At 63.4% G+C, this 12,455-nt stretch carries 11 protein-coding genes; 10 read left to right on the forward strand and 1 reads right to left on the reverse strand.

What is annotated here, in order from left to right:
- Positions 1-241: 241 nt before the first annotated feature.
- Positions 242-1,408: a GGDEF domain-containing protein gene (locus AC07X4_RS04110; RefSeq protein ID WP_494739325.1), complete on the forward strand. Its 1,167-nt coding sequence runs from the start codon at positions 242-244 to the stop codon at positions 1,406-1,408.
- Positions 1,409-1,475: 67 nt separating this feature from the next.
- Here the strand turns inward: AC07X4_RS04110 and AC07X4_RS04115 are convergent, their stop codons facing one another.
- Entirely contained in the window at positions 1,476-2,111 is a 636-nt protein-coding gene (locus tag AC07X4_RS04115) for a GntR family transcriptional regulator (protein WP_494739326.1), read from the reverse strand.
- 142 nt (positions 2,112-2,253) lie between these two features.
- Between AC07X4_RS04115 and scpA the strand changes: the two genes are divergently transcribed.
- From scpA to bioB, 9 genes are all read left to right on the forward strand, one after another.
- Complete coding sequence (gene scpA, locus AC07X4_RS04120; RefSeq protein WP_494739327.1) at positions 2,254-4,422, forward strand: methylmalonyl-CoA mutase; 2,169 nt, start codon at positions 2,254-2,256, stop codon at positions 4,420-4,422.
- Positions 4,419-5,447, forward strand: a complete 1,029-nt coding sequence (gene meaB / locus AC07X4_RS04125; protein ID WP_494739328.1) for a methylmalonyl Co-A mutase-associated GTPase MeaB — start codon at positions 4,419-4,421, stop codon at positions 5,445-5,447. Before scpA ends, meaB begins: the two co-directional genes overlap by 4 nt.
- Before the next feature lie 33 nt (positions 5,448-5,480).
- A complete protein-coding gene (locus AC07X4_RS04130; protein ID WP_494739329.1) occupies positions 5,481-7,013 on the forward strand; it encodes an acyl-CoA carboxylase subunit beta in 1,533 nt (510 codons plus the stop codon).
- A 15-nt stretch (positions 7,014-7,028) separates the two neighbouring features.
- Positions 7,029-7,439, forward strand: coding sequence for an Imm45 family immunity protein (gene imm45 / locus AC07X4_RS04135; protein ID WP_116749834.1), 411 nt, complete (start codon positions 7,029-7,031; stop codon positions 7,437-7,439).
- Positions 7,440-7,448: 9 nt separating this feature from the next.
- A complete protein-coding gene (locus AC07X4_RS04140; protein WP_494739330.1) occupies positions 7,449-9,497 on the forward strand; it encodes an acetyl-CoA carboxylase biotin carboxylase subunit in 2,049 nt (682 codons plus the stop codon).
- Between the two features lie 110 nt (positions 9,498-9,607).
- On the forward strand, positions 9,608-10,078 hold the full coding sequence (locus AC07X4_RS04145) for a VOC family protein (protein ID WP_056744910.1): 471 nt from the start codon (positions 9,608-9,610) through the stop codon (positions 10,076-10,078).
- 30 nt (positions 10,079-10,108) lie between these two features.
- The gene (locus AC07X4_RS04150) at positions 10,109-10,477 is read left to right on the forward strand and encodes a hypothetical protein (protein WP_494739331.1); all 369 of its coding nucleotides are present in this window, start codon (positions 10,109-10,111) and stop codon (positions 10,475-10,477) included.
- Positions 10,478-10,567: 90 nt separating this feature from the next.
- Complete coding sequence (locus AC07X4_RS04155) at positions 10,568-10,957, forward strand: phosphopantetheine adenylyltransferase (protein ID WP_494739332.1); 390 nt, start codon at positions 10,568-10,570, stop codon at positions 10,955-10,957.
- A gap of 354 nt (positions 10,958-11,311) precedes the next feature.
- Complete coding sequence (gene bioB, locus AC07X4_RS04160; protein ID WP_494739333.1) at positions 11,312-12,355, forward strand: biotin synthase BioB; 1,044 nt, start codon at positions 11,312-11,314, stop codon at positions 12,353-12,355.
- Positions 12,356-12,455 lie beyond the last annotated feature (100 nt).

Here is a 12,455-nt window from a genome sequence, read left to right on the forward strand (position 1 = left end):
CCGGAGCGCCTCACTGGGAGATTCTGGGCCCTGATCAGGGCAAACCCGAGGATGATAGCCAGCACAGGAGCTTGCGGCACCCATCCGGTGGCGTGCTTTGTGAGAAATGGTGCATTCCTAAAGATGGAATGCCGAGGCGGGCACTGCGTGCGGCCGCCACATGGCGCGTCGAGGGCTGCAGGCACCATGGGCACAATACGCGCCATTCCATAGCCACGCGAACGCCGCACCAGCAAACCCCATGGACCCTGTCACCATTTTTTTCATTGCCACCCTCATGATGCTGGCAAACGGTGGGGTTCTGGGCCTGATGCACAAGGACTTGCCGTTGCCCATGCGGCCCGCTGCGGCCAGCTGGCGCGTTGCCACACTGCTGTTTGCCGGTGGCTCCATCCTGTTTGCCGCGCAGGGGCTGAACCCGCCCGCCTACACCCTGGCCCTGGCCAATGCGCTGGTGATGTTCGGCTTCACGGGTTATCTGCGTGCATTGCGGCAGTTTTATGGCCTCAAGGACAAGCTGTGGATCATGGTGCCCGCCGCTCTTGGCACGGCGGCCGTGTTCTGGCTGACCTTGGGTACGGCTGACGTGGGCGGGCGCATTCTGACCGTGTCGGTGGTCTGGTCGGTGCTGATGGTGCACTGCATTGTGGTGCTGGTTTCACAGGAGCGCCGCGATGGTGCCCGCAGTCGGCGCGTGATGGCGGGCCTGTTCACGTCCGTCGCCTTGTTTGTGCTGTTCCGCGCAGGCTATTTTGTGGTGATCGGGGTGAACCCGGCCTTCAATGTGCTGGGGGCGGGCGCCTGGATGAACATTGCGACCCCCATGGTGGCAGCCACCTTGCCCGTGATCGGCACCACCGCGTTCTTGCTGATGTGCTCGGAGCGCATCCGCCGCCAGTGGGAGCGCGCAGCGTCCACCGACTACCTGACCGGCCTGCCCAACCGCCGCACGCTGGTGGAGATGGGGCTGAAGCGTTTCGAGCAGGCCCGCACCAGCGTGGCGCCCGGTGGTTTTGGACTGGCGATTGTGGACATTGACCACTTCAAGCGCATCAACGACGAGCATGGCCACGAGATGGGCGATGTGGCCCTCAAGCATGTGGCGGGGCGGCTGCAGTCTGCCTGCCGGGGGGCTGAGCTGCCGGCTCGACAAGGTGGGGAAGAGTTTGTGGTGCTGTTCGACAACCTGCAGCTGCACGACGCCCCGGCCGCTGGCGAGCGGTTGCGCCAGGCAGTCGCCCAGGCCCCGTTCACGGCGGGTGACCTGGTGTTGCCGTTGACGGTGTCGATCGGTCTGGCGGTGCTCCGTGCCGACGACACCCACTTCGACAGCTTGCTGCGCCGCGCGGACGAAGCGCTTTACGCGGCCAAGGCGGCCGGGCGCAACCGGGTGGAAATCGCTCCCTGAGAAGGCGATGGAGCCGGATGCCCACGGGATCCAGCGTCGGGCTACCGGCCTGGTCCGGCGCTCAGAATCAGGTCGCCGCTTCCAGCCCCTGCGCAAAGTGCGCCTGCATGGCCTTGGCCGTGGCCTTGGCGTCGCGTGCCACCATCGCGGCCAGGATGGCGCGGTGCTCACCCAGCGAATCTTCGATGCGCCCTTGCTTGAACAGCGAGTTGTGGCGGTTGAGCTTCATCACCTTGCGCAGGTCGGCCACCATCTGGCTGCGCCAGCGGTTGTCAGCCATTTCCAGCAGGTGCATGTGAAAGCGCTCGTTGATGGCAAAGAACTTCTCGCGGTCTGCCACGGCAGCTTCCAGCTCGGCGTGCAGCTCCTGCAGGGTCTTTAACTGTGCGTCGGTGGCGCGTTCGGCCACCACGCCTGCGGCGTCGCTCTCCAGCAGACTGAGCAGGTGGTACACGTCGCGCAGGTCTTTCTCGCTCATCTCCGTCACATAGGCGCCACGGCGCACCTTCATCGTGACCAGGCCTTCAGCGGCCAGCACCTTCAGCGCCTCGCGCAGCGGCGTGCGGCTGATGCCGAATTCTTCGGCAATCTTGAGTTCATCGATCCAGCTGCCAGGCTCCAGCTCGCGGCGGAAGATGCGCTGGCGCAGTTGCTCGGCGACTTCTTCGTACAGGGCGCGGGGCGTGAGGGTGAGGGCAGACATGGGTGGATTGTAAGCTGCGAAGAATATTTTGAATCAATAATTATGAATGATGTAAACTCGCCGCCACATCACAGCATCCGTGCGGTCACCGCCTGTGCGCCGTGTTGGACGCCCCCATGCCATCTTCGGAGTAGCTTTCGCCATGAGTGACAAACCCACCAACAACGCCCCCGAGTTCGCCGCGTCTTCGCTGGAAGCCTGGGCCAAGGCCGCAGCCAAGTCGGCGCCGGGGGGCGATGTCAGCGCCCTCAACTGGGTCACGCCCGATGGCATCACCGTCAAGCCGCTGTACACCGCCGAAGACACGGCCAGCCTGCCGTACGCCAACACGCTGCCGGGTTTTGAACCCTACCTGCGCGGCCCCCAGGCCACCATGTATGCGGTGCGCCCCTGGACCATTCGCCAGTACGCAGGCTTTTCGACCGCCGAAGAATCCAACGCCTTCTACCGCAAGGCCCTGGCCGCGGGCGGGCAGGGCGTGAGTGTGGCGTTCGACCTGGCCACCCACCGGGGTTACGACAGCGACCACGCCCGCGTGACGGGCGATGTGGGCAAGGCCGGGGTGGCAATCGACTCGGTCGAGGACATGAAGATCCTGTTCGACCAGATCCCGCTGGACAAGGTCAGCGTCTCCATGACCATGAACGGCGCCGTGCTGCCCGTGCTGGCAGGCTATGTGGTGGCGGCAGAAGAGCAGGGCGTCTCGCAAGACAAGCTCTCAGGAACCATTCAGAACGACATTCTGAAAGAGTTCATGGTGCGCAACACCTACATCTACCCCCCCAAGCCGTCGATGAAGATCATTGGCGACATCATCGAGTACACGGCCAAGAACATGCCGAAGTTCAACTCGATCTCGATCAGCGGCTACCACATGCAGGAAGCCGGGGCCAACCAGGCACTGGAGCTGGCCTTCACCCTGGCCGACGGCAAGGAATATGTGAAGACCGCCATCGCCAAGGGCATGGACGTGGACGAGTTCGCTGGGCGCCTGTCGTTCTTCTGGGCGATTGGCATGAACTTCTATCTCGAAGTCGCCAAGATGCGCGCCGCGCGCCTGCTGTGGTGCCGCATCATGAAGGCCACGGGGGCCAAGAACCCCAAGAGCCTCATGCTGCGCACGCACTGCCAGACCAGCGGCTGGAGCCTCACAGAGCAGGACCCCTACAACAACGTGGTGCGCACCACCATCGAGGCCATGGCGGCCGTGTTTGGCGGCACCCAAAGCCTGCACACCAACAGCTTTGACGAAGCCATTGCGCTGCCCACCGAGTTCAGCGCCCGCATTGCGCGCAACACGCAGCTCATCATCCAGGAAGAGACCCATATCACCAACGTGATCGACCCCTGGGCCGGCAGCTACATGATGGAGAAGCTGACCCAGGACATGGCCGACGCGGCCTGGAAGATCATCGAAGAGGTCGAGGCCATGGGCGGCATGACCCAGGCCGTGGACAGCGGCTGGGCCAAGCTCAAGATCGAAGCTGCTGCGGCCGAGAAGCAGGCGCGCATCGACAGTGGCAAGGACGTGATCGTGGGCGTCAACAAGTACAAGCTGGCGAAGGAAGACCCGGTCGACATCCTGCAGATCGACAACATGAAGGTGCGCGACGGCCAGATCGCTCGCCTGCAAAAGATCCGTGCAACGCGCGATGCCGCCAAGGTGCAGGCAGCGCTGGACGCGCTGACCGCCGCCGCAGAGAGTGGCGAGGGCAACCTGCTCGATTTGTCCATCCAGGCAGTGCGTCTGCGTGCCACAGTGGGCGAGATCAGCGATGCGTTGGAGAAGGTTTTTGGGCGCCACCGCGCCGATACACAAAAGGTGACCGGTGTGTACGCAGCTGCCTATGACTCGGCCGAAGGCTGGGACAAACTCAAGACCGAAATCAACGCCTTTGCCGAAGAACAGGGCCGCCGCCCCCGCGTGATGATCGCCAAACTGGGCCAGGACGGCCATGACCGGGGCGCCAAGGTGGTGGCCACCGCGTTTGCTGACCTGGGCTTTGACGTGGACATGGGCCCGCTGTTCCAGACCCCCGAGGAATGTGCCCGCCAGGCCATTGAAAACGACGTGCACGCCGTGGGCGTGAGCACGCTGGCTGCAGGCCACAAGACACTGGTGCCCGCCATCATTCAGTCGCTCAAGGACCAGGGTGCGGACGACATCATCGTGTTCGTCGGTGGGGTGATTCCGGCGCAGGACTACGACTTCTTGTACGAGTCGGGCGTCAAGGGCGTGTACGGCCCCGGCACACCCATTCCCGCCAGTGCCAAGGATGTGCTGGAGCAGATTCGCAAGGCGGTGGCGTGACACCTGCGGCGCTTCTTGACGGGGTGGTACAGGGCACGGCGGCAGTGCAACGCAGGGCCATGTCCAAAGCCATCACTCTGCTCGAATCAACGCGGGTGGACCACCGCGCCCAGGCGGACGAGCTGCTCACTGCGCTGCTTCCCCACACCGGCAAGGCCTTCCGCCTGGGCATCAGCGGTGTTCCGGGCGTGGGCAAGTCCACCTTCATCGAAGCCCTGGGCCTGTACCTCATCGCCCAGGGCCACCGCGTGGCTGTGCTCACCATCGACCCGTCCAGCACCGTCTCGGGTGGTTCCATCCTGGGCGACAAGACGCGCATGGAACACCTCTCGGTGCACGAAAAAGCCTACATCCGCCCCAGTCCCTCCAGCGGCACGCTGGGTGGGGTCGCAGAGAAGACGCGCGAAGCCATGCTGGTCTGCGAGGCCGCAGGCTACGACGTGGTCATCGTTGAAACCGTGGGCGTGGGCCAGAGCGAGATTGCGGTGGCGGGCATGACGGACATGTTTGTGCTGATGCAGCTGCCCAACGCAGGCGACGACCTGCAGGCCATCAAGAAGGGCGTGATGGAGATTGCCGACCTGGTGGTCATCAACAAGGCCGACATCGACAAGAACGCCGCCACACGGGCCGAGGCACAAATCACCTCCAGCCTGCGCCTCTTGAGCCAGCACGGCAACCCGGAAAACGCGCACCACGACGAAACGCTGTGGCACCCGAAGGTAGTGCAAATCAGCGCGCTGCTAGGGCAGGGCGTAGACAGCTTCTGGGCCGCCGTCACGCAGTTCCGCCAGCTGCAAACCGCCAACGGCCGCCTGGCCACGCGGCGCGAGAAGCAGGCGCTGTCCTGGATGTGGGAGCGCATCGACGCGGGCCTCAAGCTCGCGTTTCGCCAGCACCCGCAGGTCAAAGAGCTGCTGCCCCAGATGCAGGCCGATGTGGCCGCAGGACGCATTGCGGCATCGACTGCAGCACGAAATCTGCTCCAAGCGCAATCCAATCATGCGCTGGCAGCTATCAAATAAATAGTAGACAAACCCATTCACCAAAGGACGACCATGCAAGACATCCTGGATCAACTGGAGAAAAAGCGTGCGCTGGCACGCCTGGGCGGCGGGCAAAAGCGCATTGATGCGCAGCACGCCAAGGGCAAGCTCACGGCGCGCGAGCGCATCGAGCTGCTGCTGGACGACGGCACGTTCGAGGAATGGGACATGTTTGTTGAGCACCGCTGCACCGACTTTGGCATGGAGGACAACAAGATCCCCGGCGACGGTGTGGTGACGGGCTACGGCATGATCAATGGCCGCCTGGTGTTCGTGTTCAGCCAGGACTTCACCGTGTTCGGCGGCGCACTCAGCGAAACCCACGCCGAAAAGATCTGCAAGGTGATGGACCAGGCCATGAAGGTCGGTGCACCGGTCATCGGCCTCAACGACTCCGGCGGCGCGCGCATCCAGGAAGGCGTGGCGTCCCTCGGCGGCTATGCCGACGTGTTCCAGAAGAACGTGCTGGCCAGCGGCGTGATTCCGCAGATCAGCATGATCATGGGCCCGAGCGCCGGTGGCGCCGTGTACTCGCCCGCCATGACCGACTTCATCTTCATGGTGAAAGACAGCTCGTACATGTTCGTGACCGGCCCCGAAGTGGTGAAGACCGTGACGCACGAAGAAGTCACCGCCGAGGAACTGGGCGGCGCCGTGACCCACACGACCAAGAGCGGTGTGGCCGACATGGCGTTTGAGAACGACGTGGAGGCGCTGATGATGCTGCGCCGCCTGTACAACTACCTGCCGCTCAACAACCGCGAAAAGGCCCCGGTGCGCCCCAGCAACGACCCGGCCGACCGCCTGGATCTGAGCCTGGACACCCTGGTGCCCGAGAACCCCAACAAGCCCTACGACATGAAGGAGCTGATCCTCAAGACCGTGGACGACGGGGACTTCTTCGAGCTGCAGCCCGAGTACGCCAAGAACATCCTCATCGGCTTTGCCCGCATGGAAGGCCAGACCGTGGGCATCGTGGCCAACCAGCCGCTGGTGCTGGCGGGCTGCCTGGACATCAAGAGTTCCATCAAGGCCGCGCGTTTTGTGCGCTTCTGCGATGCGTTCAACATCCCGGTGGTCACGTTTGTGGACGTTCCCGGCTTCATGCCTGGCACCTCGCAAGAGTACGGCGGCATCATCAAACACGGCGCCAAGCTGCTGTACGCGTATGCCGAGTGCACCGTACCCAAGATCACCGTCATCACCCGCAAGGCCTACGGCGGTGCGTACGACGTGATGAGCTCCAAGCACCTGCGCGGCGACGTGAACCTGGCCTGGCCCAACGCTGAAATTGCGGTGATGGGCGCCAAGGGCGCGGTGGAGATCATCTTCCGCGAGGACAAGAACGACCCCGTGAAGCTGGCTGCGCGCGAGGCCGAATACAAGCAGCGTTTTGCCAACCCGTTTGTGGCCGGTGCACGCGGCTTTATCGACGACGTGATCCTGCCGCACGAGACACGCAAGCGCATCTGCCGCTCGCTGGTGATGCTGCGCGATAAGAAGCTGGAAAACCCATGGCGCAAGCACGGCAACATTCCGCTGTGATCTGAGAGCTTGAGCATGGACACCGCTGATCTTCAGCCTCAAATTCGTGCCGATTGGCAGCCGCTGTCGCAGTTGGTGGTGCCAGGGCTTTGGCGCGGAACTGTGCTTCGAATTACGGCTGCTCAGTGGCCATACGAGCCAGTCGTTGATTTGATGTGTCTGGAGTCACGGGTCTCCGATTGCGGTTTGAGTTTGATTGTCTGTACGGGGCAAAAAGCTGGGCTTACGCTGATCGAACTTCCTCTGGAAGCGAAGTTTCAGCCTGACGCAAGCTCTTTGTCTGTTGAATGGCTCAGGGCGAATTGGGGACGATGGATCTATCCAGAATGCTCGGTGGAGCAAGTTCTGGTGATTCCTCAATACCCAAGCAATATGTGTATCAACCACCGCGAAGCCGCCGCTTCGCGGGACCTCCAAGTTGAGTAGGGCAAAGCAATGTTTACAAAAATTCTCATCGCCAACCGTGGCGAAATCGCCTGCCGAGTGATTGCAACGGCCAAGAAAATGGGCATCGCCACCGTCGCCGTCTACTCCGACGCCGACAAGGAAGCCCGCCACGTCAAGCTGGCCGACGAGGCCGTGCACATTGGTGCCGCGCCCAGCCGCGAGTCGTACCTGCTGGCCGACAAGATCATTGCGGCCTGCAAGCAGACGGGCGCGCAAGCGGTACACCCCGGCTATGGCTTCCTCTCCGAGAACGAAGCCTTCGCCAAACGCTGCGAGGACGAAGGCATTGCCTTCATCGGCCCCAAGGCGCATTCGATTGCGGCCATGGGCGACAAGATCGCGTCCAAGAAGCTGGCCAACGAGGCCAAGGTCAACACCATCCCTGGCTACAACGACGCCATCGCGGGCCCTGAGCAGGCGGTGGAGATCGCCAAGGGCATTGGCTACCCCGTGATGATCAAGGCCTCGGCCGGGGGCGGCGGCAAGGGCCTGCGCGTGGCGTTCAACGACAAGGAAGCGTTTGAAGGCTTTGCCAGCTGCCAGAACGAAGCCCGCAACAGCTTTGGTGACGACCGCATCTTCATCGAAAAATTCGTGCAGGAGCCACGCCACATCGAGATCCAGGTGCTGGGCGACAGCCATGGCAACGTGATCTACCTGAACGAGCGCGAGTGCTCCATCCAGCGCCGCCATCAGAAGGTGATTGAAGAAGCGCCGTCGCCTTTCATCAGCGACGCCACCCGCAAGGCCATGGGCGAGCAGGCGGTGCAACTGGCCAAGGCCGTCAAGTACCAAAGCGCGGGCACGGTGGAGTTTGTGGTCGGCAAGGACCAGGACTTCTACTTCCTGGAGATGAACACCCGCCTGCAGGTGGAGCACCCGGTGACGGAGTGCATCACCGGCCTGGACCTGGTGGAGCTGATGATCCGCGTGGCGGCGGGCGAGAAGCTGCCCCTGACGCAAGCCGATGTGAAGCGCGACGGCTGGGCCATTGAGTGCCGCATCAACGCCGAAGACCCGTTCCGCAATTTCCTGCCGTCCACCGGCCGCCTGGTGCGCTTTCAGCCGCCGGAGGAGTCGATGTTCCAGTCCGATACGACCAAAAAATGGGGCGTGCGGGTGGACACGGGCGTGTACGAGGGCGGCGAGATCCCCATGTACTACGACTCGATGATTGCCAAGCTCATCGTGCACGGCACGGACCGCAACGATGCGATTGCCAAGATGCGCGTGGCGCTGAACGGCTTTGTGATTCGCGGTATCAGCAGCAACATCCCGTTCCAGGCCGCGTTGCTGGCGCATCCCAAGTTCGTGACGGGCGACTTCAACACCGGCTTCATCGCTGAGAACTACGGCAAGGGCTTCCACGCCGAAGATGTGCCGCACAGCGACCCGCTGTTCCTGGTGGCGCTGGCCGCGTTCATGAACCGCCGCTACCGTGCACGCGCCTCCGGCATCAGCGGCCAGCTGGCGGGCCACGAGGTGAAGGTGGGCGAGCAGTTTGTGGTGGTCACGCTGGGCGCCGAAGGGCAGAACCAGCACCACGAGGTGACGGTGTCCGACTTTGAAGACAAATCGGGCTCCAGCGCAATCAGCGTGGGCGGCAATAGCTATCAGATCAGTAGCGCCGCCACGCTGGGCCAGATCCGCGTGCAGGGCGCATGCAACGGCCAGGGCTTCACGGCCCAGGTGGAACGCGGCGTGGGCAAGAACCCGCTGGCGCTGCGCATTGCGCACAACGGCACGCAGATCGATGCGCTGGTGCTGTCGCCGCTGGGCGCGCGGCTGCACAAGCTGATGCCCTTCAAGGCGCCGCCAGATCTGTCCAAGTTCCTGCTCTCGCCCATGCCCGGCCTGCTGGTCGATGTGGCGGTGCAGCCCGGCCAGAAGGTGCAGGCCGGCGAGAAGCTGGCGGTGATCGAGGCCATGAAGATGGAGAACATCCTCTTTGCCGCGCAAGATGGCGTGGTGGGCAAGATCACGGCGGGCAAGGGTGAGTCGCTGGCGGTGGACCAGGTGATCCTGGAATTCCAGTGATCCCGAGGGCCCTACAACCCATCCGGAGGGGCCTTGCGCCCCTTTTTTAGTCTTTTTGGCCACTAGCGGTAGAAGAATATGCGCTGGCAGCTATCAAATCAGGAGTAATCATGAGCACAACCCCACGCCCCTTCAAGGTCCTGGGTATACAGCAGGTGGCCATTGGCGGCACCGACAAGCAGCGGATGAAGACGCTGTGGGTAGACATGCTGGGCCTCGAACAGACCGGCACTTTCCAGAGCGAGCGCGAGAACGTCGATGAAGACATCCTGGCCATGGGTAAAGGCGCCTTCAAGGTGGAGGTGGACATCATGCAGCCGCTGGACATCGACAAGAAGCCCGCCGTGCACACCACTCCGCTCAACCACATCGGCCTGTGGATCGATGACTTGCCCAAGGCGGTGGAATGGCTCACGGCCAAAGGCGTGCGCTTTGCGCCCGGCGGCATCCGCAAGGGGGCGGCGGGCTACGACATCACGTTTTTGCACCCCAAGAGCAATGACGAGTTTCCCATTGCGGGCGAAGGCGTGTTGATCGAACTGGTGCAGGCACCGGCGGACGTGATTGCCGCGCTGGGCTGAACCCCACCATCGCAGCCCGCTGTCGCCCCCATGGTTTCGCTCCAACGTACGTTGCTGGCTTGCGCCAAGGTGAGCGCCCTGCTGGTCCTCGCACTGGCAGGGCAGGGCGGTGGGGCTGCAGGTGGCACGGGTGCCTATCCGCTCGACTGGGGCCGGCCGGGGGAAACCCTGCAATACCGGTCCTGCGGCTGCGCGGACCGCTGCTGGGTGGCGGAAGTGAAACACCAGCGGTCACGCAAGACGCTGGCCTCCCTGCGATGTGACTGCGAGCGCCTGTTCGGTCGCGTCGACAGTAGCGGCGCTGAGGTGGAGCACAGTCCGAGCTGTTCTGCCATTGACGACGCAGACAACAAGCCCCGCGCCATCCGCGAGTCGCTGGAGCAGATGCTGGGGCGCTGAACAGCGCGGCGTCCATGACCTGGGGCGTCATGGTCACCGGGCCCGGCGGGGGTTACAACGGCGGCACCTTGTCTTTGGTGTCGCCTGCCCATGCAAAAAATTGCTTCTCTGGCCTTGCTGCTAGCAGGTGCCATTCACCTGATTCCCTTGATCGGCGTGCTCGGCGCAGAGCACTTGGCCAGACTCTACGGCGTGGCCCCTTCCGATCCGAACACGCTCATCCTGCTGCGGCACCGCGCTGTGCTGTTAGGCATCGTGGGTGGGCTCTGCCTGATGGCGGCGTTCAAGCCCGGCTACCAGTGGTTGGGCCTGTTCGTTGGCGCGGCCAGCACCCTTTCTTTCCTGCTGCTTGCATGGCTCACCGGCGGCTTCAATGCGCATTTGCAGCGCGTGGTGGTGGCGGATGGCCTGGCCCTGGTGTGCCTGATGGCGGGCGCTGGGGCCTTGAGCTGGTCTGGCCGGGGTGCAATGAGCGGCTAACTTTCATGAACGTCGGAGCCTGCAAGGTGGCACGGGCTGCAAGATAGAAGCCAAAGCCGCCGGTTGTCAGCGCGTTGCTTTGGCGGTTTTGGTCGTGGTTTCAACATGCTCTCTAAAGTGGTCAACAGTCGGCTTTTTTGCCGTTCTCGCACAGCGAGATGCCGGCCGTTGAGCACCGGAAAATAGTGGCACCTTTTGTGACCATGTTGAGAGCAGTTGTGCCGAAATCTCCTTCAAAATCATGGTGATAGCGATGCAGGGCGGTGCTCCGGAAGACTCTGGAGTGGCGCCTTGTGTGATCACCGACGCAATGCCTGGTGCTTGCAGCAGCAGGCTCTTGAAAGGACCCCACCCATGGCCAACGCAACCCTCTCCGCCCCGCAGCCCATCCAGGTCCATCGCCCCGTCCCTGCGCCGGTCGTGCAGGGAGAATGGTCGGTGGATGCCATCCAGGCGCTGCTCGACAAGCCCCTGATGGACTTGCTGTTTGAGGCACAAACCGTGCATCGCCAGCATTGGCCTGCGGGCGACATCGAGCTGGCCACGCTGCTGTCGGTCAAGACCGGCGGCTGCCCGGAAAACTGCGGCTATTGCCCGCAGGCGGCCGAGTTCGACACCGGGGTAAAGGCCGACAAGCTCATGGAGGTGGATGAGGTGGTGCGCGCTGCCCAGGCCGCCAAGGACGCGGGTGCCACGCGCTTTTGCATGGGTGCCGCCTGGCGTGCGCCCAAAGACCGCGACATTGAAAAAGTCAGCGCCCTGATTGGCGCGGTGAAAGGCCTGGGCCTGCAGACCTGCGCCACGCTGGGAATGCTCGAATCGCACCAGGCGCAGGCGCTGAAAGACGCTGGGCTGGACTACTACAACCACAACCTGGACACAGCCCCCGAGTACTACACCGATGTGGTCAGCACCCGTGCCTACCAGGACCGGCTGAACACGCTGCAGCATGTGCGCAGCGCAGGCATCAGCGTGTGCTGCGGCGGCATCGTGGGCATGGGCGAAACGCCCGTGCACCGTGCGGGCCTGATTGCGCAGCTGGCCAACCTGCAGCCGTACCCTGAGTCGGTGCCCATCAACAGCCTGGTGCGCGTGCCTGGAACGCCTTTGGCCGACAGCGAGCCCATCGACCCGTTCGACTTTGTGCGCGTGATTGCGGTGGCCCGCATCACCATGCCCAAGGCGCGCGTGCGCCTGTCGGCGGGGCGCCAGCAACTGGGTGACGCCGTGCAGGCGCTGTGCTTCATGGCCGGGGCCAATTCCATCTTTTATGGCGACAAGCTGCTGGTGACGGGCAACCCCGATGTGGAGGCCGATGTACAACTGCTGGCCAAGCTGGGGCTGAACGGCCACCGCACAACGACCACCACCCTCGACGGGCACAGCCACAGCGCTTGATGCCCCCCGACGCGGCGGCGTGCTTCTGCTGGAGCCCGCTGCGGCGCCACCGAATGCCGTGCCTCAGTGCTGCGCCACGGTAAGGCGCGGGGCACTGCCA

The sequence above is a fragment of the Acidovorax sp. GW460-11-11-14-LB4 genome (genome assembly GCF_059423685.1).